Annotated in this window: 20 protein-coding genes and 1 pseudogene; 18 read left to right on the forward strand and 3 right to left on the reverse strand. The window is 46.5% G+C overall.

Annotated elements, in window-relative coordinates; translation table 11 throughout:
* The first annotated feature begins 27 nt into the window (after positions 1-27).
* The 17 genes from ACWQXP_RS01475 to ACWQXP_RS01555 all read left to right on the forward strand — a co-directional run bounded on the left by ACWQXP_RS01475 (position 28) and on the right by ACWQXP_RS01555 (position 22,707).
* Positions 28-426 carry an NADH-quinone oxidoreductase subunit A gene (locus ACWQXP_RS01475; RefSeq protein ID WP_454061058.1) on the forward strand — a complete coding sequence of 133 codons (399 nt, stop codon included), beginning with the start codon at positions 28-30 and terminating at the stop codon, positions 424-426.
* Positions 417-932 carry an NADH-quinone oxidoreductase subunit B gene (locus ACWQXP_RS01480; protein ID WP_454061059.1) on the forward strand — a complete coding sequence of 172 codons (516 nt, stop codon included), beginning with the start codon at positions 417-419 and terminating at the stop codon, positions 930-932. The genes ACWQXP_RS01475 and ACWQXP_RS01480 overlap by 10 nt, the downstream gene beginning before the upstream one ends.
* A 42-nt stretch (positions 933-974) precedes the next feature.
* The gene (locus tag ACWQXP_RS01485) at positions 975-1,469 is read left to right on the forward strand and encodes an NADH-quinone oxidoreductase subunit C (RefSeq protein WP_454061060.1); all 495 of its coding nucleotides are present in this window, start codon (positions 975-977) and stop codon (positions 1,467-1,469) included.
* 224 nt (positions 1,470-1,693) lie between these two features.
* Entirely contained in the window at positions 1,694-2,836 is a 1,143-nt protein-coding gene (gene nuoD, locus ACWQXP_RS01490) for an NADH dehydrogenase (quinone) subunit D (protein WP_454061126.1), read from the forward strand.
* Between the two features lie 94 nt (positions 2,837-2,930).
* Positions 2,931-5,624, forward strand: a complete 2,694-nt coding sequence (locus tag ACWQXP_RS01495; protein ID WP_454061061.1) for a molybdopterin-dependent oxidoreductase — start codon at positions 2,931-2,933, stop codon at positions 5,622-5,624.
* 134 nt (positions 5,625-5,758) lie between these two features.
* Positions 5,759-6,334 carry an NADH-quinone oxidoreductase subunit NuoI gene (gene nuoI / locus ACWQXP_RS01500; RefSeq protein WP_454061062.1) on the forward strand — a complete coding sequence of 192 codons (576 nt, stop codon included), beginning with the start codon at positions 5,759-5,761 and terminating at the stop codon, positions 6,332-6,334.
* A 9-nt stretch (positions 6,335-6,343) separates the two neighbouring features.
* Complete coding sequence (locus ACWQXP_RS01505; RefSeq protein ID WP_454061063.1) at positions 6,344-6,865, forward strand: NADH-quinone oxidoreductase subunit J family protein; 522 nt, start codon at positions 6,344-6,346, stop codon at positions 6,863-6,865.
* Positions 6,866-6,897: 32 nt separating this feature from the next.
* Positions 6,898-7,200, forward strand: coding sequence for an NADH-quinone oxidoreductase subunit NuoK (gene nuoK, locus ACWQXP_RS01510; RefSeq protein WP_454061064.1), 303 nt, complete (start codon positions 6,898-6,900; stop codon positions 7,198-7,200).
* A gap of 1 nt (position 7,201) precedes the next feature.
* A complete protein-coding gene (gene nuoL / locus ACWQXP_RS01515) occupies positions 7,202-9,193 on the forward strand; it encodes an NADH-quinone oxidoreductase subunit L (protein ID WP_454061065.1) in 1,992 nt (663 codons plus the stop codon).
* A gap of 110 nt (positions 9,194-9,303) precedes the next feature.
* The gene (locus ACWQXP_RS01520; protein ID WP_454061066.1) at positions 9,304-10,857 is read left to right on the forward strand and encodes a complex I subunit 4 family protein; all 1,554 of its coding nucleotides are present in this window, start codon (positions 9,304-9,306) and stop codon (positions 10,855-10,857) included.
* A 4-nt stretch (positions 10,858-10,861) separates the two neighbouring features.
* Positions 10,862-12,472, forward strand: a complete 1,611-nt coding sequence (locus ACWQXP_RS01525; RefSeq protein ID WP_454061067.1) for a complex I subunit 4 family protein — start codon at positions 10,862-10,864, stop codon at positions 12,470-12,472.
* Positions 12,473-12,633: 161 nt separating this feature from the next.
* Complete coding sequence (locus ACWQXP_RS01530) at positions 12,634-14,127, forward strand: NADH-quinone oxidoreductase subunit N (RefSeq protein ID WP_454061068.1); 1,494 nt, start codon at positions 12,634-12,636, stop codon at positions 14,125-14,127.
* Positions 14,128-14,885: 758 nt separating this feature from the next.
* Positions 14,886-16,478: a S8 family serine peptidase gene (locus ACWQXP_RS01535; protein WP_454061069.1), complete on the forward strand. Its 1,593-nt coding sequence runs from the start codon at positions 14,886-14,888 to the stop codon at positions 16,476-16,478.
* A gap of 129 nt (positions 16,479-16,607) precedes the next feature.
* Positions 16,608-17,876: a DVUA0089 family protein gene (locus ACWQXP_RS01540; protein ID WP_454061070.1), complete on the forward strand. Its 1,269-nt coding sequence runs from the start codon at positions 16,608-16,610 to the stop codon at positions 17,874-17,876.
* 283 nt (positions 17,877-18,159) lie between these two features.
* On the forward strand, positions 18,160-19,290 hold the full coding sequence (locus ACWQXP_RS01545; protein WP_454061071.1) for a serpin family protein: 1,131 nt from the start codon (positions 18,160-18,162) through the stop codon (positions 19,288-19,290).
* Between the two features lie 241 nt (positions 19,291-19,531).
* Positions 19,532-20,959, forward strand: coding sequence for a peroxidase family protein (locus ACWQXP_RS01550; RefSeq protein ID WP_454061072.1), 1,428 nt, complete (start codon positions 19,532-19,534; stop codon positions 20,957-20,959).
* A 338-nt stretch (positions 20,960-21,297) separates the two neighbouring features.
* A complete protein-coding gene (locus ACWQXP_RS01555) occupies positions 21,298-22,707 on the forward strand; it encodes a sigma-54-dependent transcriptional regulator (RefSeq protein ID WP_454061073.1) in 1,410 nt (469 codons plus the stop codon).
* A gap of 45 nt (positions 22,708-22,752) precedes the next feature.
* On the opposite strand, the gene ACWQXP_RS01560 is transcribed toward ACWQXP_RS01555, so the two are convergent.
* On the reverse strand, positions 22,753-22,989 hold the full coding sequence (locus ACWQXP_RS01560; RefSeq protein WP_447970202.1) for a toxin-antitoxin system HicB family antitoxin: 237 nt from the start codon (positions 22,987-22,989) through the stop codon (positions 22,753-22,755).
* The gene (locus ACWQXP_RS01565; RefSeq protein WP_454061074.1) at positions 22,986-23,384 is read right to left on the reverse strand and encodes a putative toxin-antitoxin system toxin component, PIN family; all 399 of its coding nucleotides are present in this window, start codon (positions 23,382-23,384) and stop codon (positions 22,986-22,988) included. Before ACWQXP_RS01565 ends, ACWQXP_RS01560 begins: the two co-directional genes overlap by 4 nt.
* A gap of 867 nt (positions 23,385-24,251) precedes the next feature.
* Here ACWQXP_RS01565 and ACWQXP_RS01570 point away from each other — a divergent pair.
* A complete protein-coding gene (locus ACWQXP_RS01570) occupies positions 24,252-25,118 on the forward strand; it encodes a hypothetical protein (protein WP_454061075.1) in 867 nt (288 codons plus the stop codon).
* A gap of 468 nt (positions 25,119-25,586) precedes the next feature.
* On the opposite strand, the pseudogene ACWQXP_RS01575 reads toward ACWQXP_RS01570, so the two are convergent.
* Positions 25,587-25,886 (reverse strand): annotated as a pseudogene (locus tag ACWQXP_RS01575) (integrase core domain-containing protein); the annotation flags it as partial.
* Between the last annotated feature and the right edge of the window lie 10 nt (positions 25,887-25,896).

Genomic DNA, 25,896 nt, shown 5'->3' on the forward strand with positions numbered 1-25,896 from the left:
CTCAGAGGAATACGGCCTTTTGACTTTATGGAGGTCCATATTTTGGCCGGTTTTGACCTATTTTTAGAATACCTTAGCAGCTATTCAGCGATTCTGGTTTTTATCGTCATTGCCCTTGGATTTGGTGTGGTGACCCTTGTCTTATCGTATTTAGTCCAGCCCAAATACCCGGAGACGGAAAAGCTCAGCACCTATGAATGCGGTAGCGAACCATTTTCAGACTCACGCATGCCGTTCCCAGTTCGGTATTATGTCATTGCCATGCTCTTTGTGATTTTTGATATTGAAGTGATATTCCTCTATCCCTGGGCCATTACGTTTAAGCAAACTGGGTTGATTGGGTTCATCGAAATGATGATTTTTATTGGGCTGTTTGTGGTGGCCTATGTATATGCCTGGAAAAAAGGGGCGCTAGAATGGGATTAGTACAAATTGGAAAGCCTGACAAAGACGGTGATCTCGGGATTATCACGTTAACGTTAGAAAAAGCCGTGAATTGGGCTCGAAAAGGCTCGTTGTGGCCAATGACATTTGGCCTCGCCTGTTGTGCCATTGAAATGATTGCGGCTGTGTCCGCACGATACGATATCGACCGGTATGGGGCCGGCGTATTTCGGGGCTCACCTCGACAGTCGGACCTCATGATTGTCTCAGGCACCGTCTGCCGTCGAATGGCACCGGTGATTCGAAAAGTCTACGACCAAATGCCTGAACCCAAATATGTCATTTCCATGGGATCATGTGCGACCTCTGGCAATATTTACGACAGCTATAGTGTGGTGCAAGGCGTCGATCGCTTTGTGCCTGTGGACATCTATGTTCCAGGCTGTCCGCCGACACCCGAAGCGTTATTTGATGGCATTTTGAAGCTTCAAGATCGCATCATGCAAAAACGCGTGTTCACCAAACAGCCTGAGCAGGTCAAAGTCTAGTAATAAATAAAGAAGGTATACGAGCGAAGACTGACAGACTGTATGCATGCAATAGCCGAACAGATTCAACAACAATTCCCCAAGGGTTTTGTCAAAGCTGAGGAATGGCGGGGAGACCTGGCCATTACCGTGAAACGGGAAACGCTCCACGACATCTGCAAATTTCTTCGTGAAGATCCAGCCATGGATTGCGATTATATGGTTCATGTCAGTTCCGTGGACTGGCCTGACGAAGAGGAACGGTTTGAAGTCGTCTATGAAGTCCAATCTATCCGAAAGCGGCATCGTGTTCGCATTAAGGCCAGGGTTCCTGAACACGATTGTATTGTTGATTCGATGGTTGACTTATGGAAAGGCGCTGAGTTTATGGAGCGGGAAGTCTTCGATATGATGGGCATTCGCTTTGCGAATCACCCCGATCTTCGTCGAATTTTGATGCCTGACGACTACCCAGAGGGCTATCCCCTTCGCAAAGACTTCCCTCTTCAAGGAAAAGGCTGGCGAGACACCTTTGATTTCTTGGATGATCCAGCATAGGAGTAAAAAACGTCTCTTGTGAATCGTCATTCGTATTTCGCATAAAAAGAAAGCCGTAGTTAATTTTTTATAGAGTACGATCGACAAGAAACGAATTACGAGCAACGAGCTAAGATATGGCACACCGCATGGAAGACCAACGGGAAACGATCTACAAGGTCGATCCCGAACATCCTGAAACCGAGTCGCTTCCGACTCTACGGACAGAAGAGCTTCTTCTCAATATGGGTCCTCAACACCCGAGCACCCACGGCGTGTTGAAAGTGATCTTAGAGCTTGAAGGTGAACGGATTGTCAAATCCACTCCAGTGATGGGCTACTTACATCGTGGCGTAGAAAAATTAGCTGAAGCGGGTACCTATCATCAATTTATCCCGCACACGGATCGGCTGGATTATGTGTGCGCGATGTATAACAACTTTGCCTATTGTCGAGCGGTTGAGAAATTGATGGATATGACGGTTCCCGACCGTGCGGAATACCTTCGAACCATTGTCGCAGAAATCCAACGAATTATTGGACATCTATTCTGGTTGGGTACGCAAGCCCTCGATATTGGGGCTATGACGGTCTTTTTTTACACGTTCCGCGACCGCGAGATCTTACTGGATTGGTTTGATGAACTCTGCGGAGCACGATTAACTACGAGTTGGTATCGGATTGGAGGCGTGGAACGAGACTTAACCGATTCATTGATCAAAAAAGTTCGAGACTTCGTGGATTATTTCCCGCCGAAGATTGATGAATATGTGGTGTTTCTCGACAAAAATCGTATTTGGCTAGCTCGAACCGTCGGGGTCGCAACTATTTCCGCTGAAGAGGCACTGAGTTTTGGGCTCAGCGGTCCTTCGCTTCGAGGGTCAGGAGTTGATTATGACCTGCGGAAATATGAACAGTACGGGGCGTATCCGAAATGTGAGTTTAGTGTCCCCGTCGGGAAAAATGGCGACACCTACGATCGATATTGGATTCGAATCGAAGAAATGCGGGAAAGCATCAAAATTATTCAACAATGCATGGATCAAATGGAGCCAGGGCCTGTGATGGCGGATGTCCCAAGTGTGACATTACCTCCCAAGGATCGAGTCTTTAAAAACCTCGAATCCATGATTCAACAATTCAAACTCTTTTCTCAAGGGTTTGATGCCCCGGTAGGAGAAATCTACTGCGGAACTGAAGCCCATAAAGGTGAACTCGGGTTTTATATTGTGAGTACCGGTGGAGGCCAACCCTACAGGATGAAGATTCGATCACCATCGTTCATTCACATGGGCGCTTTCGATAATATGTCACGCGGATATATGATCTCCGATGCTATCACCATTTTCGGAACGTATGATATTGTGATGGGTGAATGCGATCGGTGAAAAATATACATGCACAGTGAAGGATGGAATAGGCACACGTAATATATTTGCACTTTGAAATTCAAATCTTTCATGTGTGCAAAGAGGTGAACTTATGGGATTGAAACCAGTTACATCACCAGATATAGAAGCTGCAACGATTGAACTCACACTCGATGGGGAGACCGTGACGGCCAAAGAGGGCGTCTCACTCTACGATGTCATTTCAAGCACAGGGAAAATTGTTCCGGCCATGTGCTATCACTATACATTTGACCCATTCGGATCCTGCGGAATGTGTCTGGTTATGCAGGAAGGCAAAAAAGCCCCTGTCCGTTCCTGTACAGCCAAGGCGGCGGCCGGCATGGTGATTCGAACGGAGGGTGAGGATTTATTTGCGGCTCGGAAGAAGGGTGTGGAAAAGCATCTCTCTGTTCACCCCCTTGATTGCCCGGTGTGTGATGCAGACGGTCATTGCGAACTCCAAGACATGGCGTTTGAACACGGTGTCACCGACCTGGCCAACGCCAAGCAAAAGAATATCCCTGAAGATACACGCAGTCTCGTCCTCGATTTTAATATGAATCGATGTATCGCCTGTGCTGAGTGCATTAACATTTGCAAGGACGTCCAACGTATCGATGCGTTGCAATTCATGAAAAAAGGTGGATTTACTCAGGTTGTCGCAAAAGGCGATCAAGCTCTGGAATGCGAGTTTTGCGGAGATTGCCTGGCTGTTTGTCCCGTTGGGGCTATCACCAATAAATATTCAAAGTATGCCTATAAGCCCTGGCAGCTCAAAAAAACGACCACCACCTGCAATTACTGTGGTGACGGATGCCAAATGTATGTCGAGACAAAAGATACGGAAGTCACGCGCGTCACCTCACCGTTATCCTGGAAAAATAAATGGGGTGATCGAGACGATACCGTGAATGGGCATGGAGGACTCTGTGTACGAGGCCGTTTTGGATTCCAGTTTATCGACAGCAAAACTCGCTTGACATTACCCTTGGTGCGCACTGAATCCGGCTTATCAGAAACACCGTGGATTGATGCACTTGATATCGCTGCCGGACGTTTGGCCTATATCAAAAAGACCTATGGCGAACAAGCGATCGCTGGCATCATCACGGCTCGATGCACGAATGAAGACTTATACGTCTTTCAAAAGTTCATGAGAACAGTTCTTGGTACGAATCACATTGATAGTAGTGCACGGTATGGGCATGTGAATTTCGTTCGTGCCGTGCAGCATGCGCTTGGGGTCACTCGCATGACGAATACATCTGAAGAAATTACACGTGCGCAAGCCATTTTGCTTGTTGGCTCAAATGTAACAGAAACCAATCCTGTCGCCAGTCTCCGGGTCAAGGCGGCCTTAGGCATCTATAAGGCCCGTGTTATCGTCGTGGACACTGCGCAAACCAATATCGCAAAACTGGCATCACATCCGACCATGGTGAAACCGGGAACTGAAGGCTTGTTTGTCCAAGGATTGGTCAAATCGGCGATCCAGCAAGATTTCGTTGATGAAGATGTGGTGAAACAATCGCCTCAAGCCTTTGCAGCCTTACAGCAAGCGACTGAATCGATCTCTCTTGATCACATTGCTGAGCAGACCGGGACCTCTGTCTCTCACATCAATGAAGTCACGAAGATTTTTGCTGAGGCCGATCGTGCCATTATCTTTTGCGGTGAGGGAATTGTCCGTCAGACCAACGGATACCATAACGTACTCAATTTGATCGATCTGTTGTGGATCACGGGAAAAATTGGAAGACCCGGTTGCGGCATTAACACGTTTACAGAAGAAGCCAATGAGCAAGGGGCCATTGATATGGGAGTCGGCCCTGAGTTTCTTCCTGGCGGACTCGCCTATGACAGTCCTGCGGCACGAGAGAAATTCGCCAATTCATGGTTGACGGAACTTCCGCCTGTGGGAGAAGGAGCATCCCTCTTAGACATTCTCAAACGATGCCAAAGTGGTGAAATCAAAGCACTCTATGTCGTCGGCGAAAACCCGTTGGGGACACTTCCGGCTTCATGTGAAGTGGAAGCGGCACTCAAGAATTTGGAAGTGTTGATCTGCCAGGACCCGTTTATGACGGAAACCGGTCAACTCGCTCATATCGTGTTTCCAGCCACGACATTTGCTGAAAAGGATGGAACGATGACCAATCAGGAGGGAAAAGTTCAATTCCTTCGACCCATCTTCGATCCGCTTGGTGAAAGTGCCATCGATTGGCATATCATGGCCGGCATTGCGAACGGTCTCGGGACTTCACTTGAGTTTGAATCCACCAACGATATTCAGAGAGAAATCATGAAGGTCATGCCGGGCTATTACAATCTTGGCCAACCGCCCAAGGTCGAGGTCAACCCTCAAGCCTATTTACAAAATGGGTATGCGAATGAAGTCCCCTCTCGCTATCACCAATCATCTCAGCAAGATCAGACTCCACGACCGTTTACGTTAAAGATGATTCAACTGCTTTATCACTCCGGAAAACTTTCGACTCAAGCCTCAGGACTCATGGCGATTGCTCCGAACTCTAAACAATTGTCCATGCATCCCAAAGATATCGAGCAACTCGGACTTTCATCTCACGATCGGGTTCGTGTGACTTCCGATACCATGAGTGTGGAGTTAGGCGTGAAGTCGGATCTGACTGTCATGCCAGGAAGCTGCAGCATTCCTGAACATTTCAACGATCCACCAGTAAAGGATCTGATGCCAATGCAGGTCGATCCGGAGACTCACGTACCGTACTTTAAACTTGCTCAGGTCACACTGGAAAAAGTTTGATTTAAATAGTGTCGTTTCCTTAAATTCATAGCAAAACAATGAAATGTTTCACTTACTAAACCCTTTCGAAAACCGATGCTCACATCTTAAGGTGATACCACGAACATTGGAAGCACGACACTAAGGACTTTTTGATGGCGACGAACTCCAATAGTTTTTATAAAAAAATCCTCGATGCCGTCTTTTTTCGCGAAATTTGGGATGCGATGAAAGTCACGTTCAAACACATGCTGCATCGTCCCATGACGTTTGAATATCCCAGAGAAAAAAGAACGATCCCTGATGCTCACCGTGGCGCACTAGGGCTGTTGCGTTACGACGACGGCAAGGAACGTTGCGTCGGGTGCGATCTCTGCGAAGCCGCTTGCCCGTCTCGTTGCATCAAAGTCATTAGTGAAGAAGACAAGTCTCTCCCCCTAGAACGGTATGCCACGGAATTCTATATCGATATTACCAAGTGTGTGTTTTGTGGCTATTGTGTTGAAGCCTGTCCGGTTAATGCCTTAGCCATGACCAAGCTATACGAATTCTCCACACACGATAAGCGGACCCTCCTTTTTGATAAAGAGCGACTGTACGATATTGGCGAACGATACATCGATGACGCCAAAAAATATCTCTATGCGCATAACCAAGAAAAAGAGGGGGAAGAGAGTATCGCTTACCGCTACCATTTCCCTGTCCCTGTTGAAAAATCTCAGGATCCTTAAGATTTCACGATGATGTGGTTGCTTTTTGCGTACTTTTCCACGGTAAGTATCGTGGCCGGGGTCATGACTGTGGCCTTTCGAAATCCCGTGCACTGCGGACTCGCCCTTTTGACACTCTTACTGCATGTGGCGGGACTTTTTGTGCTGCTCAATGCAGAATTTCTTTTCGCCGTTCAAATCATCGTGTATGCAGGAGCCATTCTTGTCCTCTACCTCTTTGTCTTAATGTTACTCAACCTCAAAACTGAAGAACAGCATCTGCATCGCAAATATGCGCTGGTACTCTTTGCGTCCGTTGGAATCTTCTGTGAACTCTTGTTCCTGCTATTACAGTCGCCCTATGGTGGAGTCAAGGGAACCGCATCACCGGAAGTGCTGCTCGCAACAGGACCAAGCCAGGCCATCGGCATTACGATGTTCAGTGATTATTTACTGTTATTTGAAATCGTCGGAGTGTTTCTGCTCGGCGCCATTATTGGTGCCATTGTCCTGGCCAAAACACCATCGACCATTGAGCCAAAACCCGAGTAACGGACGAACTCTGATCTCATAAAGATTGACTTATGATACCTGTTGAAGCTTATGTCGTCGTCAGTGCTGTCCTCTTTATGACAGGCCTGGTTGGCGTATTGGTCCGGCGTAATTTCATCGTCGTCCTCATGTGTGTTGAAATCATGCTGAACGCCGCCAATATCAATTTGGTGGCCTTCTCTCATTATCTCGAATCGATGGCTGGCCAAATGGCCGCTCTATTTATCATTGCCATTGCTGCTGGAGAGGCCGCAATCGGGCTTGCCATTATCATCGTCGTCTTCCGTGGAAAGATTGCCACCAATGTCGACGAAATTAATATCTTAAAGTGGTAACGTGTTTGATCTTTTAGTTCTGCTTATTCCCATCTTTCCGCTTCTTGCCGTCATCGCAAACGGAATATTTGGGACTCGCTATCCCACCGAACTGGCCGGACGACTGGCCTTTGGCTCCGTGGGCCTCTCATTCCTCTGTACACTCGGTGTCTTGGGCCATGTCATTTCCGATCCCACGCCGAAAGAAGTGGTCGCCTATTCCTGGATATATGGAGGTGACCTTTCCATCGATCTTGCATTCCTAATTGATCCCTTGACCACAGTCTTTTTGATGGTGATCACAGGTGTAGGGCTCCTGATTCACATCTATTCGATTGGATACATGCACGGAGAAGAAGGCTTCACCCGCTTCTTCACCTATATGAACTTGTTCATGGTCTCCATGCTGCTCTTAGTCATGGGAAACAATTATCTGGTGTTGTTTATCGGCTGGGAAGGCGTCGGCCTCTGCTCCTACCTGCTCATCGGGTATTACTACGAAAAGATTTCTGCCGGAAAAGCGGCCACGAAAGCTTTTGTGGTGAACCGAATTGGCGATGCGGGATTTCTGCTCGCGGTCTTTCTGATTTTCACAGAATTTCGAACACTTGATTATCTCAAAGTCCTCGAACAAGCCCCACAGCTTTCTACAGGCATGGCCACGGCTATCGCCTTGTGCTTGCTCGTCGGAGCGGTTGGGAAGTCAGCCCAACTTCCATTGTACACATGGTTGCCTGATGCCATGGAAGGTCCCACACCGGTCAGCGCCTTGATCCACGCAGCAACGATGGTTACCGCTGGGGTCTATATGATCGTGCGGAATCATGCCATTTTCGACATGGCCCCTGTGGCATTAACCACCGTTGGACTTGTCGGTGGTATTACGGCGTTGTTTGCCGCCACCATTGGGCTTGTGCAAAACGACATCAAACGTGTCTTGGCGTATTCCACCGTCAGTCAATTGGGCTACATGTTCCTCGCCTGTGGCATCGGTGCATACACGGCCGCCATCTTTCATGTCGTGACTCATGCGTTTTTCAAAGCTCTCTTATTCCTTTCGGCTGGCGCGGTCATTCATTCTCTCAACGGTGAACAAGATATTCGGAAAATGGGCGACCTGCACAACAAAATTCCCATTACCTATAAGGTCTTTTTGATAGGCACGATTGCCATTGCCGGCATTCCACCATTAGCCGGATTCTGGAGCAAGGATGAGATCATGGCTCATGCCTTCATCCATCACCATTACTTTTTATATGCACTCGCGGCTATTGGCGCGTTCTTGACTAGTTTCTACATGTTTCGACTGACGAATCTCACGTTCTACGGTACATCCCGCGTTGATCCTGAAGTCGAATCCCATATTCACGAATCACCTAAAGTGATGACGGTTCCCCTCATGGTTCTTGCCGGACTCTCCCTCGTGGGCGGATTATTTTTAGGGTTTCCTCCTGAACATGGCTTACTCCATGGTTTCCTGCACGATGTGGCCACCCCTCTTGGAGCAACGGCGCATGAAGTTAATATCGGCCTACTCCTTGGCCTAGCCAGCTTTGCCACGCTGATTGCTGTATCAGGATGGGCATTAGCACGTTATATGTACATCACAAATCCAGGGACCGCTGACGAATGGATGCAAAAAGCTTCGGGAGTATATACGACCCTACTCAATAAATATTATGTTGATGAATTCTACGACAAGATCATCGTCGAACCGTGCAAACGACTCGGCGAGTTATGGGATTGGATTGACCGAAATATCATTGATCGATTTATCATTGGAATCGGCAATATGACTGACGTGAGTGCCGCAGGCATCACCTGGACCGAGAAACATGTGATGTATGCCGGGCTCAACGTCATCGGTTTTGGCCATCACTTAGCGGCCTTGGCTTGGAGAAAACTCCAAAGTGGTATGGTTCATCACTATGCCGCCATTATTATCATCGGCTTAGCCATATTGGTCCATGTGGCCTTTCTCTGGTTTACCAGTGCGACCGCACTTGGACAGTAATTTATAGCGAATCCAAAGAAGGCCCAGATAACCATTTTCATTAACTTCGCGCGGTTACACATGTTAAGCATTAAAGGGTCATTGAAACGGCTATAAAGTAATACGAAACGATGCAAGAAGAATTACAAGCAGGGTTTCCCATTCTGACGTTCCTCACGTTCTTTCCGCTTTTCGGCGCCATGATCTTGTGGGCCATGAAAGATCTGGACCTGATCAAGAAGTCGGCGTTGGGATTTGTGGTCCTGGAATTTGTCGTCTCGGCTTGGCTACTGATGGGATTTGTCCCTGACACCGCTGCCATGCAATTCTCCGAACACTATAGCTGGATCCCGCAACTTGGCATCGGCTATCACATGGCGGTTGATGGAATCAGCATTCTGTTTGTCGGACTCACAGCATTTCTGTCGGTCCTGCTCGTGCTCTATGCTTGGGATACCGTCAAAATCCATCCCAAGGCCTTTTTCATGAGTCTCCTGGCACTCGAAACCACCATCATGGGCATTTTTGTGTCCATCGACCTCATTTTATTCTTTGTGTTCTGGGAACTCATGCTCATCCCCAGTTATTTCATGATCAAGCTGTGGGGACTTGGTGCACAGTGCCAGTATGCAGCCTTGAAATATGTCCTCTATACGCTGTTAGGCAGCGTCTTTATGTTAGTGGGATTCTGCCTTCTTGATTTGAATTACTACTCTGTGAAACAAACCTATAGCTTTGACTTGGTGGAACTGCTTTCGGTCCCCATCCCGATTGGACAGCAATTGTTGATTTTCTGGCTCATCTTTCTCGGGTTTGCGTTTAAGGCACCGGTCTTTCCGTTTCATAGCTGGCTCCCTGATGCGCTAACGCAGGGCCCTATTCCCACTTCGGTCCTGTTGGCCGGCATTAAAATGGGCACCTACGGCTTCCTGCGATTTAGTTTCCCCTTGCTTCCTGATGCCTCTCGTGATCAGACCGTTGTTGCTATTGTGATGACGCTTGGACTCATTGCCATCGTGTATGGGGCTATTGTCGCCATTATTCAGCCAGACTTCAGACGGCTCTTGGTGTTCAGCAGCATCAGTCATTTAGGATTTGTGGTCATTGGTCTTTTTGCGTTGAATTTTCAAGGCATTCAAGGCAGTCTCCTCACGATGATTAATCTGGGATTCAGCACCGCAGGCTTGTTCTTTTTTGCTGGATTTGTCTATGAACGACTGGGACATACCAATGTCCATGAATGTAGCGGGCTCGCGAAGAAGATGCCTCTGCTGGCAACGTTCCTCCTCATTATCGGCATGGCCTCAATTGGCCTTCCCGGAACAAACGGCTTCGTCGGTGAATTCTTAATTTTACTTGGCGCCTTTCAAGCGTACTGGGTCTACGGCGCTATCGCCGTCACTGGGGTCATCTTTGCCGCCGCCTACTTTTTATGGTTTTATGAACGCGCCATCTTTGGCCCTCTCAAAGAAGGACTCCCTGCGGTTCTCAAAGATCTCAACACGAGAGAGTGGGGAATCGGCGTCGCGTTATGTGTCATGATTTTCTGGATCGGGCTCTACCCATCTCCTTTCTTGCGCATGATGAATGGATCGGTACAAGAAGTCGTTGATCGACTCAATCATGGAAATACGACAGTTTCAACACCAGCGCCTCACGTGCTCAGCCAAGTGAGACAGGATTAATCGCATGGGTGAATATTCTCTTCTGATCATTCTCTTCGCGCCGTTCCTTGGTGCGATCGGACTCATTTTTGTCCCAAGAAAAGAAGAACTTCTGACGCGTATGGTCGCGGCCGTGTCATCCGGCATTTGCTTGCTTGCCTCGTTTTATATTTTCTTCGCGTATGACACCGAGAAAGCCGGCTATCAATTTGTTCAACGGTTTCCCTGGTCTGAAGAACTTGGCATAGCTTTTTATGTCGGGGTTGATGGAATCGGAGGTCCGCTGGTCTTTGCCTCGGCGATCTTGCTATTCGCTGGCGTTTTTGTTTCCTGGCACATCAAAGACCGGACCAAAGAATTCTATATCTTCTTGTTGATTTTGGCCGCAGCGACTATTGGTGTTTTCATGTCGCTGGACTTGTTCTTCCTGTACTTCTTCTATGAGATGTCCGTGCTACCCATGTACGTGCTGTTAGGCATGTGGGGAAGCCACACCAAAGGCTATCTGTCGATGACAGACCCTGAAGGACTCAAACTCCGTGACTCCGTCGGATTTATTTTCAATTTTGGTTCAAACAGCAAAGAGTACGCGGCCATGAAACTCACGCTGTTCCTCTCCGCAGGAGCTGTCGTCGCGTTAATGGGAATTTTGCTGATTTATCATTTTTCCGGATTGCATACGTTTGATATCGTGGCACTCAAAGCACAAACGGGTATTCAAGAAAACAGTACATTGGCAATCATTATCTGGATTCTCGTATTTTTCGGATTTGCCTCGATTGCCCCGATTTGGCCACTGCATTCATGGTCTCCGGTCGGACATGCCGCAGCACCGGCTGCGACAAGTATGCTGCACGCCGGCGTGCTGATGAAGTTGGGGCATTTTTCGATTATTCGAGTGGGGTACGAAATTCTTCCGGAAACCACGCGAGAATGGATTTGGATCGCCGCAGTCCTCTGTGTCTTCAGTATTATCTATGGCGGATTGGTCTCCTATTTTGCGAAAGACACGAAGTACATTATCGGATACTCCAGCTCATCGCATATGGGGTACATTTTTTTAGGGATGGCAGCACTGGATTACATCAGCTTGACAGGTGCGGTCATTTACATGTTTGCCCATGCATTAGCCACCAGTATGTTGTTCGCGATGGCCGGATGGGTCTATGACCAGACTCATACACGCGATATTCCTTCGCTTGGAGGGCTAATGCAAAAGATGCCCTTCATATCTGGGGCCTTTATTGTCGGATGTATGGCATCCATCGGTATGCCCGGAACCGTAAATTTCATTGCAGAAGTCATGATTATTGTGGGCAGTTGGGAGAAATATCCTTTCCAGGTTATCGTGGCAGTACTCGGTATTGTCTTGACGCTCGCGTACTTATTTAAAATGATGCGAGGCCTGTTCTATGGAGAACTCTCACCGGAATATGCCCATTCCCAAGATGCCAGAACATTTGTTGACCGCATGCCACTTATTTTGCTGATCGTCTGTAGTGTATCGCTTGGGATTTTCCCAGGACATTTCTATGACGTGGTGCGATCAACCGTTGAACCCATGCTTGACCGGATCAATCAAGTCGCACCTATTGTCAGTCAGGTTAGCCAACATTCACAAGGACTATTGCCCTAGTGGAGTGAACCAAAAAACCTTAGCAGATTAGATGTAATGTTTATTATAAAGCCTTCTCGAATTCAACGCGGCAGGTTCCTTAGGTTGAATCACGAACTCTTAGAATACTCCACTAGCCGTCTATTATTAGCGGAAAAGTTTCACGTTTAACGCATTACGTCATGATGATATTTGATCTCACACTCACTGGTTCCGACCTCCTCCTCGTTCTGCCGGAAATTTTTCTGACCCTTTGGCTCTGTACGGTGCTGTCAGTCGATTTTTCTGTCAGAAAAATCCAACACGAAACCTTGGCCTATCTCAGCATTGGCGGGCTCCTTGCCACGATCTGTATTCTCATTTGGTTTGACCAGGCTGGCATCATCGGGGCTTTGTTTAAGAATATGTATGTGGTCGATCACCTTTCAATCTTTTTTAAAATTCTGATTTTACTCGCCACAGCGATGGTCATTTTCATTTCGATTGATTACGTCAAGGGATTTCGATTTTTCAAAGGCGAATACTACTTCATGGTTATGATGTCCGGGTTGGGCATGATGTTCATGGCTTCAGCTAATGACTTGATCTCGGTCTTCGTCACGCTTGAATTCTCGACATTCGGGTTCTATGTCCTTGTCGCGTACCTACGAGATGATATCCGTTCAAGTGAAGCTGGTTTGAAATTTTTTATTCTCGGAGTCTTTGCCGCAGGACTCTTAGCTTACGGGATCAGTTTGGTCTATGGCGAAACTGGCACATTGATTTTCTCGCAAATGGCTTCAACGCCAGGAAGTTATGGATTCGCGATAGGATTTTTGCTCATTTTTGCTGCCCTAGGGTTTAAGATTGGCGCCGTACCATTTCACTCCTGGATTCCGGATACCTACCAAGGCGCCCCGACTCCTGTCACTGCCTTTCTCTCAATTGCCCCTAAGGGCGCAGCCATCGCCATATTAATCCGCATGTTTTATGTGGGCCTGGCGTCGTTTAAACCCATGTGGGTCTTCATGTTTGTCTGCGCCTCCATCATCTCAATGACCTATGGAAACGTTGTCGCGATTGCACAAAAGAATATCAAACGCCTCTTGGCCTACTCTGGAATTGCGCAAATTGGGACAGTGATGGTCGGTCTAGCGGCCGGAACCAAAATGGGTAGTGACGCCATACTTTTTTATTTGCTGACCTATTTGTTTGCGAACATCGGCGCTTTTGCGGTGGTCATCGCTGTGAGCCATCACATTCACAGTGATGAAATCGAAGATTATAGTGGACTAAATCGCCGCTCGCCCTTTCTCGCTGCTGCCATGTTCCTCTTTCTGTTGTCATTGGCTGGCGTCCCACCACTCGCAGGGTTTATCGGCAAGTTGTACTTATTCGTGGCCGCCATCGAAGAAGAACTCTATACGTTGTTAATCGTCGGGCTTATTAATATTGTCATATCCATGTATTACTACCTGATTGTCGTAAAAAAAATGTACATCAATGAGCCGGTTGATTCGACCCCGCTCACCGTATCGTTCCCGATTAAAACAGTCGTCTACATCTGCATTGCCGGCACCCTCCTCTTGGGGGTTTACCCGAGAACCTTCATCGACTGGGCGGTCTCGGCGACATTAATGTTCTCAAAGATCGCTCCACCTGCAACCGCCGCACTTTCTACCCTTCCAGGCAGTTAACACTTCTCTATCCTGACCATTCATCGATCCTGCTCCTTTCTCAGTTTCTTGTTGAACATTCCCATCTAAAATCTATACGCAAGTTTTAATAGCCGGTTCAATTCACAGCAAAGCTTGAGGTGTCTGACTATACAGGCTTGGCGACCTTATGTTGACACGACAGGGACAGAACACCTTTCAACCACAGTTGCCTACCGCGTTGGTAAGGTTACACAACAATCGTCGCCACCCAGGACACATACAAATCTGACGTTCAAATAGCACAATGATTGAAATGAGAACTGCGCATTCATGAGCCAAAGAGCTGTTGAACATTCGTGACCTGGACATCCTTATAAAAATTAATAGGATTCGCGATGACCCCCTATTTCCTATTCATGTTGCCCAATGACTCAAATACGGAATGATTCTCTATGAGCCATTGAGATATCGAACCATCGTGTCTAGACACTTTCTGGGAATCATTTTGTTTCACTACGGTAACGAATGAGATACGAAACGTATCTCTTTCGATACACATCTCTCTACGGTGCATCACCCCTATTGTCATTTGATTATTTTATGTTGCTATTTCCCGTTACTATCAGAAGGTATAGCCGTTTCGAAGAACTTCCAATGTTTCAGGCTTATTCATACGCTGCAGCAGTCTCAATAGTTAACTTGGAAATTTATTGAATTCGCTATAATCATCGACTCCCACGTCATGAGACGCTGGTCTTTTTTTTGCAGTGTTCAGAAGGAAAGGGGAAATTTCGAAGATGCCAAGCTTTCGATATGGTGGAAAGAAGGGAAAGAAGTGTTTGTTAACTAAGAGTGCGCGGCATGTGATTATTCGAACGGAAGATCGAGGAAAGCTCGACCCCAACATGCTATCGAAGAAAGCCTGGAAGTTATTAGAAAAACTTGAACTCAATTTTCAACTTCCTGGATCTGGGGTAGAAGTTCATCAAGTTCGTGCCAAAAGAGGAATCAAAAAACTCTGTTCTCAAGTGAGAAAAACATTCAAGATTCAGTCTGATATCGAATTTGCCGGACGCGTGCTATTGGATCGAAAATCTAAGGTTCCGGTTATCTATACAGAAAACCTCTTTGTGAAATTTCAGCAAGGTCAAACGCAGCGATCGTGTAAGCAGCTCCTTAAACAATATGGACTCTCTATTAAACGAAAAGTTAGCTATGCCCGCAATGGGTATTTTGTTTCAGGCCCGAAGGGTTGCGGGCAAACAGTGTTTACCATCGCCGAAATGCTGTTACAGGAAGACGCCGTAGAACTTTGTCACCCGGAACTGATTCGGCAAACTCAACATCGCAACGCCTTTCCAGAACAATGGCACCTGAAAATCACAACCATCGGTCAGCACCGAATTCGTGCTCATGCCAATATTGAGAAGGCATGGAAAACGACGGAAGGAGAAGGTATCACTATTGCCGTGATTGACGATGGATTCGACCTCACACATGAAGAATTTTCCGGAGACAATAAAATTGTCTTCCCCTGGGATGCGACCAGAAAGATTGAAGATCCAAGGCCTGGGTCAAATGACAATCATGGTACGCCTTGCGCGGGAGTCGCTTGTGCCAATGGTCATCATGGAGCCTCCGGCGTTGCCCCTAAAGCGAGGCTCATGCCCATTCGACTCGATTCCGGTTCAGGATCACAGGACGAAGCTGAGGCCTTGATCTGGGCTGCTGACCACGGAGCTGACATCATTTCTTGTAGTTGGGGCCCAGGCGATGCAGATTGGCGAAATACCGAAGATCCAAAACGAAAAACTGAATATCTACTCCCCGACTCCACTCGACTGGCACTCGAATATGTCACCGAGAATGGTCGTCAGGGTAAAGGGTGTGTGGTCACATGGGCAGCTGGGAATGGCAATGAAAGTGTTGACAAAGATGGCTATGCCAGCAGCGAGAGAGTGATGGCTATTGCCTCGTGCAATGATCAAAGTCAACGAAGTGTTTATAGTGATTTTGGCAAGGCCGTGTGGTGTTGTTTTCCGAGTAAAGATTACGCATCTTCAGCACGAACGCGAGGCATCTGGACCACAGATCGCTCAGGAGCTGCCGGGTATAATCCTGGCCGAAGCCGTTTAGGGGATCGGCTGGGATCCTACACCAATCGGTTCGGAGGTACCTCAAGTTCCTGTCCGGGTGTGGCAGGAATCGCCGCCTTAATCTTATCAGTTAATCCAAAATTGACATGGAGAGAGGTCAAGGAAGTTATCAAAGACTCGAGCGACAAAATTGATCAGGCAAAGGGGAAATATGATTCATCTGGTCATAGTGAATGGTATGGCTACGGAAGAGTTAACGCGAGTCAAGCCCTCAAACTCGCAAAACAGCGTTAGGCCTTCAATACGTTCGCCTGACCATAGACAGGCCTCATGAAATTGTTAACATAAAAATTTCTTGACAAATTCCTGAAACAGGTCAGGACTTTGTGTTTCTTTCTCACCTGTAAAAAAGGAATCTATGGTATGAAACGCATCAAGACTTTTTCAAAAATAGCGTCGCTGGCCACAGTCATAGGATTGGCCATCTCCTGTATGACCGTCGGGACTGAACAATTGACCTTAGCCGCATCATCAGTAGAAGGCCTGACACAAGATGACAAACAGCGAATACAAACCATTCGTGAACGAGCGAATGCGTTTCAACGTCAACTAGGCTCACCGGAACCGAGAACCGGCCTTCAACCGAGGATCGTGGGGGGAGAACCAGCCGAGCGTGGAGATTACCCGTGGGCAGCTTCGATTGCCCTAGTCCGACAAAACGGTTCATTGTTTAGTTTTTGCGGTGGCTCCCTCATCAGCCCTAAATGGGTGCTGACCGCCGCTCATTGTACCGTTCAGCTCGGACACAAGGTTATTTTGGGACGCCTGAATCTCAATGAATCAGGAGGCGAAGTCCACGATATCGTTCAAGTGATTAATCATGCTGATTATAATTCTGATACGAGTGATTCTGATATTGCCTTAATCAAACTCGATAGCCCATCCTCACAAACACCTATTTCGTTAGTTTCCAGTAATAGCAATTTGGAGACACCTGGAAACCCGTTCACCGTTGTGGGCTGGGGCTTGCTCGAAGAAGGCGGAATGGCCTCTGATCGTTTAATGGAAGTGACTCTTCCAGTCGTCTCAAATCAAAGTTGTCAATCCATGTATGATGGCACAGGAGTGAGTATTACTGAAAACATGCTGTGCGCAGCCGAGCTCAACAAAGATTCCTGCCAGGGAGATAGTGGTGGACCGGGAATGGTCGTGGATAGCGCACAAGATACGGATCGACTGGCTGGCGTCGTGAGCTTTGGAATTGGCTGCGCCAGACCGAATTTCCCAGGAGTTTATACAAGAGTCTCGAATTTTATCGACTGGATCAGTGAACAGAGAGGCGATGGACCAGGTCCTGACCCTGGTTTAAAAAACATTCCTGTCAGCCCTCCGTTAACACAGGGTGCTATCTCAACTCCAGGAACCGAAAACCTGTTCGAATTCACGGTTGAGGAGGCAGGTTCATACACTATTGAAACAAGAGGGGAAAACGCTTCTGTCGATACTGTCATGTCCTTATTCGGACCAAATAATGAGACAACACTTGTTCAGGAAAACGACGACCTTGATGGGAACAATCGCAACTCTCGAATCACGGCCGAACTCGTACCAGGCACCTATCATGTACGAATCAGGCTTTATCATGATACTCAAGTAGGAAACTACAGTATTTTTGTGCAATCCAACGAGTAACGGATACGTTTTTTTAGGAAAACATTTCATGACCCCGAATGAAAAGTCATCCGGGGTCATAAATTCACCTGTATCAATATACCCATAATTTTTGGGCTGATCATATAAACATACAGCTATGACAGGTAAGGAAAAGCACGACAGAGACTTTTTCCAACAATCTTGCTACAGTTTTTAGGTGACACATGTAAGACAACAACTTTTACTTACCTTACTCATAACCATTTCTTTGCTCGAAACGACCCCTCTCGCCCAAGCGAAGAAAACGGAGGCGTTTCAAGATATGGTAAGAACCTATAATGCATTCGCCATTGAATTATTCAATAAGACTGCGGAAATTCAATCGGACAATATTATCCTCGCTCCTTATAGCACCTCAACCGCACTTGCCATGGCGTATATCGGAGCCCGAGGCGAGACACAATTAGAAATTTCAAAGGTCTTCGGATGGTCGCTTGACCCAAAGGAAGTCTCACAGGGCATGGGTGAACTTCGCGCGATCCTCAGTGCTGCAAACACGATTGAAGGCATTGACCTGAACGCCACGAGCGGAATCTGGGTTGACCACTCCTTGAATCTTCTACAAGACTTTATTCAGCATTCAAAAAAACTCTACGACGTCTCCCCTCAATCTGTGGATTTCCAGAAGAATCCGGATGCCTCACGGCAAACCATTAATCAATGGGTCGAACAAATGACCAATGCCAGAATAACCGATCTTATTCCACCGGGAAGCTTGGATTCATTGACTCGTCTGCTCTTAGTCACAGCAAATCATTACAAAGGCATCTGGGCAAGACCGTTTAAAAAACACGAGACGCAAGAATCTCAGTTCTGGCACTCATCCGCTCATTCAATAAACATTCCGCTTATGACACAGCAGCATCGCTTCCCGTACGCAGACACCGAGGACATTCAGATTCTTGAATTACCCTACATTGAAAATCGTCTTTCCATGATCTTCCTACTTCCTAAGAAACGGGAAAACCTGGCAGAACTAGAGAGTCCATTTGAGAATCCCAAGCTTGAGAAATGGCTTGAATCACTGAAACCACGATTCGTCAAAGCCTCTATTCCACGATTTCAGATGAGTTTTGGCTTCGATCTCAGCCAGACGCTTTCATTGATGGGGATGCCTCTTGCCTTCGACCAACAGGCAGATTTCTCGGGAATGAGTGACGCGGTGGACTTACATCTTGCAGCCGTTTTTCATCAAGGTTTCATAGAAGTCAACGAGGAAGGCACCGAGGCTGCAGGGGCATCCGGCGTCGTGATGGAAGGCCGAAGCCTCCAAACCCCTCAGCCTGTTGTTTTCCGAGCTGACCACCCATTCTTCTTCTTAATCCGCGAGAACCAATCCGGGCTCATTTTGTTTTTAGGAAAAGTGAGTAACCCAACCGCTTCGCCGTCCTGAGTCAGTGCCCGCTGTAGAGAAACAGATACGTTGCGATATCTATTCAGATACGCACTCACCTTCATCATTCATAACGGTAATTACAAATTCTCCTTGTTCTTTTTAATACTTTAATCAACACCTCAAGACACGTGCCCTGCCCTTGCATTGGCCTTGTAATTGCAGTTTCTTGGTCACCATCACGGCATTGCGCCATCACTCATACATCATTCTTTCATATTCAAAGAAGGGAGAGCATTTTATGAATACCTGTAAGCCGATGCATGGAACGTCCAAGGCGAAAGGTTGCAGTCATCTTAGTCTAGGGAATTTCTGCAAACTGTTTCCAGATCTCAAACCTTGGGGGGAAGACTGTGGTGTTCAGCATCAATGCGAGGCAGAATATATTGCAAAACTCATAGGAGGTGTAGGCGGGATCATGCACGATGTCAACTCAGACTCATCTGACAGTTGTCTCCCCGCAGCCTATACATTTTTCGCACAGTTTATTGATCACGATATTACCCTGGATTCAACCAGCAACCTCCATGGAGATCCCAAAAGTACAGAGGAAGTCAATACATTACCTAACATGCGTTCAGCTTCATTAGATCTTGACTGTGTATATGGATTTGGTCCCGATGTCATGCCATTTCTCTATGACCAGACTCAAACTGGACGGCTCTACACCGGAACGGATGAGAACAAAAATGATGTGCCGAGGGATGACCAGGGACGAGCATTAATCGGCGACCCCCGAAATGATGAAAATCTTTTTGTTTCACAATTGCAACTCATTTTTCTCCGGTTCCATAACCGGCGTATCGTCGGACGTTCATTTGAAGACGCTCAACAAGATTGTCGCTATCACTATCAATGGTTGGTCCTGCACGATTTCCTGAAACGCATCTGCGATGAAACCATCTTCAATTATGCCTTGGCAGAAATTAAGAAAGGTAAATACCCGAAATGTGACATTCGCGACAAATGTCATCGCCTGTGTATGCCAATTGAGTTCTCAGTCGCAGCATACCGCTTTGGGCATACGCTTGTCCGTCCCCAGTATCCAGCAAATGTCGACTACCCTGTCATTGATCTTTTTGATGAACGATTCGGAACAGAAGGCTTTAGTCCTGTCCCACCAGCACTCACCGTAGACTGGCGATATCTTCTTGACGTCGAGCCGTGTCATGAGTATGTCTTATCAAAAGCCTTCGATCACTTGCTTGCCGATGAACTGATTCGTATGCCTGATCCGATCGTCGGACGATTCGCGAGCGAAAACGATCGATCTTTAGCATTTCGCAATGTCCTAAGAGGCTATGCCTTAGGACTACCGAGCGGACAACGCGTGGCAGCCGCCCTCAAAGCAAAGGGGTACGACATCAATCCAGGTCAAAATCTTCATATTGACAAACTTCCCGGATGGCCTTGCATTGAAAAAAAATATCGAGAAAAATTGGAAAGCCATACACCCTTATTCTTTTATCTCATGCGAGAAGCCGGCACCGTTGGTAAGGAAAATCGGCTTGGCCCGGTTGGTTCGGCCATTCTTCTTGAAGTATTTGGAGCCATGCTCGTCTATTGTGATAGTTTCCTCAAACACAAAGGCTGGAAACCTGATCCATGCATTGCCAAAAGCGACGACTTTACTCTTGCTGACTTAGTTCGATACGTCCAAGGATCATAAAACGTAGAATGTAAATAGATGAAAGGAGTGGTCAGAGGATAGTTTATTGTCCTCTGACTGCTCCCCTTCCCTCGGCGACAGACTCACCCTAAATCATCCACATACTTTCTCTATTCGATTAACGACAGCGGCGATAGTATCTAAACAGATACATTTCGTATCTATTTAGATACCAATGCTTTTGTAGGTTACATAATCCCTTTATTTCTCCATGCTTTCAATGCTCCTATCGGCATGCCAGCTCTCATGAATCTCAGCTTTTACAGATTCCATATTTGAACGCTCGAGCGGTTTCATACTTGCACTTAGTTTTTTTGATCAACCAAGGAAGGTGATGAGTGCTTATCCCTCAAGCAGAAACTTATGGCCAATCTAAACCTCAGTTGCTTATCCTGGAACAGAACAAAAACCTGCATCGACATTTAAGACACGAGTCGCAGCACTACAACATCACAATTTCTCATAACCTTCATCAGGTGGTAAGTAACGGCATGCTCCATAATGGAAGTCGGCCTGACTTGGTCGTTATTGATGTCTCGCACACGCGTGCATTTCGTGGACTTGAACTCGGGAAAGAACTCCGTGCATACGACCAGACTATTCCGCTTCTGCTCATCACACGAGAAAGCTCCGAAGACCTTGCACTGGCTGCACTACGAACAGGCATTAACGATTACATCAAAGAACCCTTTACCCATGAGGAATTTTCAGAGCGTGTCACGTACTGGCTCAATCAAGGCTCTATTCAATACCTTGTGAAGCAAGAAAAGAAATCATCAGATGACGATGCACTTACTCAGATTCTTGTCGGAACATCATCAGCCATTCAAGCTGTCCGTGCTGACATTGCAAGGATTGCATGGACGCAGAGCAACGTCTTGATCACTGGAGAGACCGGAACCGGAAAAGAAGTCGTTGCGCGAGCCATTCATCGGAACAGCGATCGCCATGATGGAGCTTTTGTGAGCATAAATTGCGCTGCGATTCCAGAAACATTGCTGGAAAGCGAACTGTTTGGCCATGAACAAGGCGCGTTTACCGGAGCGACTCGCAGCAATCAAGGAAAACTGGAACAAGCACAAGATGGGACGATTCTTTTTGATGAAATCGGAGATATGGAACTCTCGGCACAAGCCAAGGTCCTACGAGCCATAGAAGAACGGCAAGTGCAACGACTCGGTGGCCGGGAGACGCATCAACTCAATATCCGCGTGCTCGCTGCAACCAATCAGGACCTAGAGCAGGCTATGGGTCACAAGCAGTTTCGATCCGACCTGTTCTATCGACTGAACGTGGCCCGAATTCATTTGCCTCCTCTTCGTGAACGGAAAGAAGACATCCCCGCTTTGGCCGAACATTTCATTCGTGAATTCAATTCGCAATTCCAGAGGGAAGTCCAAGAATTTACGGAAGAAGCACTCGCTACACTGCTGCAGTATTCATGGCCCGGCAACATTAGAGAACTGAGAAATCTTATAGAAGCATCATTCATTCATCTGCCGACACCAACCACAAGATGTATGGACCTTCCGCCCCAGTTTCGAACGAAAGCCAAAGAATGCAAAGCACTCCCCCAGAATGAACGTGACCTCATTTTATCCACGCTGTTCAGCACCAAATGGAGCCGAACCAAAGCCGCCAAGAAACTGCAATGGTCCCGCATGACGCTTTATCGGAAGATGGTGCAACACAAGATCATGAATCGACAAAGTCGTGACTGGAAGACAGTAGAAACACGTGAACCTTGATCACGGGACTGACTAAAGAACCAACGTCCCACCGTGTAGCGCGATTCACCGTTCATCTCCTGGAAGCGGACGACGATCCGGAACCTGAGCCAGGATTCTTTTGAAATCTTTTCTCTTCCCTCGTGTTGCCCGGCTCTTTAAATAATCATCGGTCATGATTGCAGATATTTTCTCAGTGACAGCCGAAGAAATAAACTGATTGATCGACACACCTTCTTTTTTTGCCACCTCTTTGATATGCCTATGAATTGAATCGGGTAAGCGTAGGTTTAACGCGCTCATGCAAGTTCCTCCATTAATGTTTTCGGAGTAATGGCTCTTACTCCAAAACTACGAATATCTCGAAAGTCTTTCATATTGTGAGTCACAATCGTTTCTGTCTGAGAAGACACCGCCAACTCTAAGATATGATCATCTTTCGGATCTTTCAAATACGGACGCCATAAGAAAAATATTTTGTGGTGCTCACTCACATGGCAAAAATAGTCGAGTAATTGTTCAATTTCCCGAACCGTTAACTTCAATGTTGCCCTACTTCTCTTTAAGATTTCTTCATATTCAAACAGGAGTGCCGTTGAAAGACTAATAGTGACTATCCCTTGTTCAATATATCGGAGAATTTGATAGGAGGCTCCGCGTGAAGAATACAATCCAGCATAAACAACATTGGTGTCCAAAACTATTTTCATTTTAAAATGGTACTGCATATAGCACCGTTAGTCAATTATTACAGTAGCCTAAGAAAGACCCATGGCAAACTCTTGGAGCTGAGGAATTCAGCCCATTAGTGCATCCCCCTCTGTAACATTTCGTAACAATATGACAGAATTCTGTCACAAATTTTGTTACACATCTTTACCCGTTCAAGACGACTATTTCACAACCCACCTCTTCAACCACTTGAAGGCTCAAAAGCACCACAGATAGCGCGATTGAAATAAACGTCGATGGTTTTCTAAACATACTTATCCACAAGTCCAGCGCACGTTTCGTATACCAGAACACCAAACACTCGTCACAACTCCTGTTACATCTTCCCTATATCTTTCCGAGCAACTTAGTCAAAAACTCTCTGAACCTGAATCCTTTCAAGCACTTCTATCTAAAGAAGGCTCGCTCGTTCTTTTGCACATCAATCTTGCACCATTTGTTTTATTAGAAATACCACATTCATAAAAAGATACGAGGACAATGCGATAACGCACGATGGACGGTTATGCCCAATAACGAAGAAGAATCTGTCCAAAGAAATGACATACCGGTCATCTACGTGGATGTCTTTCGGATCGGATACGACGCATACAAATTTGTCCTGGACGTTGGCCCAATACCCTCGAATTCTACAACACCAGAATTTCGAGTACGAACATGCATGGGACCTAATAGCGCCAAGGCCTTTACTGAAATGTTTAGACGATCAATTCAGGAATACGATGATCAATATGGGCGAAAGTGTGAAGAGTTGAAGTGAAATTCAGGTCTTCAGAACACTCAAAAACCTAGTTTCATATTTTGCAATTCTATTAAAGAATTTGGAGGAATCAATGCAACGCAAAATTATTTTCCTACTTGGGTTAAATTTCCTTATTCTACTAATGTTATTCCCATGTGTATCTCAGGCTGAAGAAGGTGTGAAATCGACCTCTCCTCTAGGGGGAGGTGCTTTAGCAGTTCAGCCTACTTTGGCAGAGATTCCTCCTAGTGCCAATATGGATTGGGTAGATGTGTGTGTTGATAGATCATTGCATTTGAATGGAGATATTCAATCCTTCAAAACTGGGGGATTCGGTCAATGGTCCGTCGGTCCTTCCGTCTCGACTCAATTAATAATTTATGATTTTGGGAAAAAAAAAGCAGGAGTAAATCAAGCTTTAGGCGTCGGAGCTTCGTTCCGTTTTTATAGACCAATTACAATCAAAGATGCCAACGGCAATCCAATGGACTTTTTGTCCACTCCCAGTGCTCCCCAAGCAGTTACCATACCGTTTACAGAAGATGAGTATGAGGTAAAGCAGGACAGACTAGCCGCCTTGGAGAACAAGACCAGCCCTTCCGCTCAAGACCTACTTGACATTGCCAGTTTAACTACCGCCCTAACGTCGTACGAGGACGCCATAAAGAAAATAGAAAAATCTAGAGTCTATATTAGTCAGATAAAACAAGAATGCCGACAAACCAGTTTTGGCAGAGATACAAATGGCTATTTATCAGCTCCAATGTTTTCTATTACCCCAACTTTATTTGCCTCCGAGCCGATTGACCAGAATGATGTTGCTATTCAACCTGCCCTATTATTTGGATTTTTCGAAGATATCCTGAATATAGGCGTTGGATTTAATTTGACTGGTCCTGCAGGACAAAAAGGAAATGTGTTTTTGCTGATGGGCATTGGTGCGGGCTTTGATTTCTGATGATCTAACATATGAACTAAATTAGCGTACAGTTTCTTTCAAATATAGGCATTCCTGATGTGTAGGTCGATGTCTTCCTTTATATGAAACATCACTACCCTCAAAAAAAGGCAAAACATTCCATTGAATGTCTTAATATTTGTGTGAGTTTTTGGCAAGAATGACTAAACTTAAAAAATTTGATACTCGAAAGGGCTTAATATGGAACAATACGTTAAAGTTACCTTTCCTACCAGGCGCATCGTGAGAGTGAACGAAATCTCAGCAGGATTTACCAATAGGCCGTTCCAGGTTATCACGGGCACTCACACGTTTCAACTTGGACCAAAGAAAAACTATACGCCTAGTTTTCGAAAGAGTAGGGTTATTGGGACTACAGCAACACATCCTATGGTTATTTCTTTTGAACGAACAGACTAGGAGTAGGACACATGAAGAAGCTTGTTAATGCTTTTGTAAGCTTCCCCGTCAAGCGGACAAATCATAAATAGAGTTTTCTAGAGTGGATTTGTGATAGTTACAGGGGGCTTGCCCCTGCAATGCCTCGTGAGGCCGGTGTTCATTATAGATCGTCATCCATTCGGCCGTGATCTCCCGCACATCTTCTAAACTCCGAAAAAGATAGAGATTCAAGACTTCAGTCCGATACGTCCGATTAAACCGTTCAATGAAGGCGTTCTGCGTCGGGCGACCGGGCTGAATGTGGTAGATGAGGACGCGATTCTCCTGGCCCCAGTCTTGTAGCGCCTGTGCGAGAAACTCTGGCCCATAGTATAAG

It is taken from the genome of Candidatus Nitrospira salsa (genome assembly GCF_965152625.1).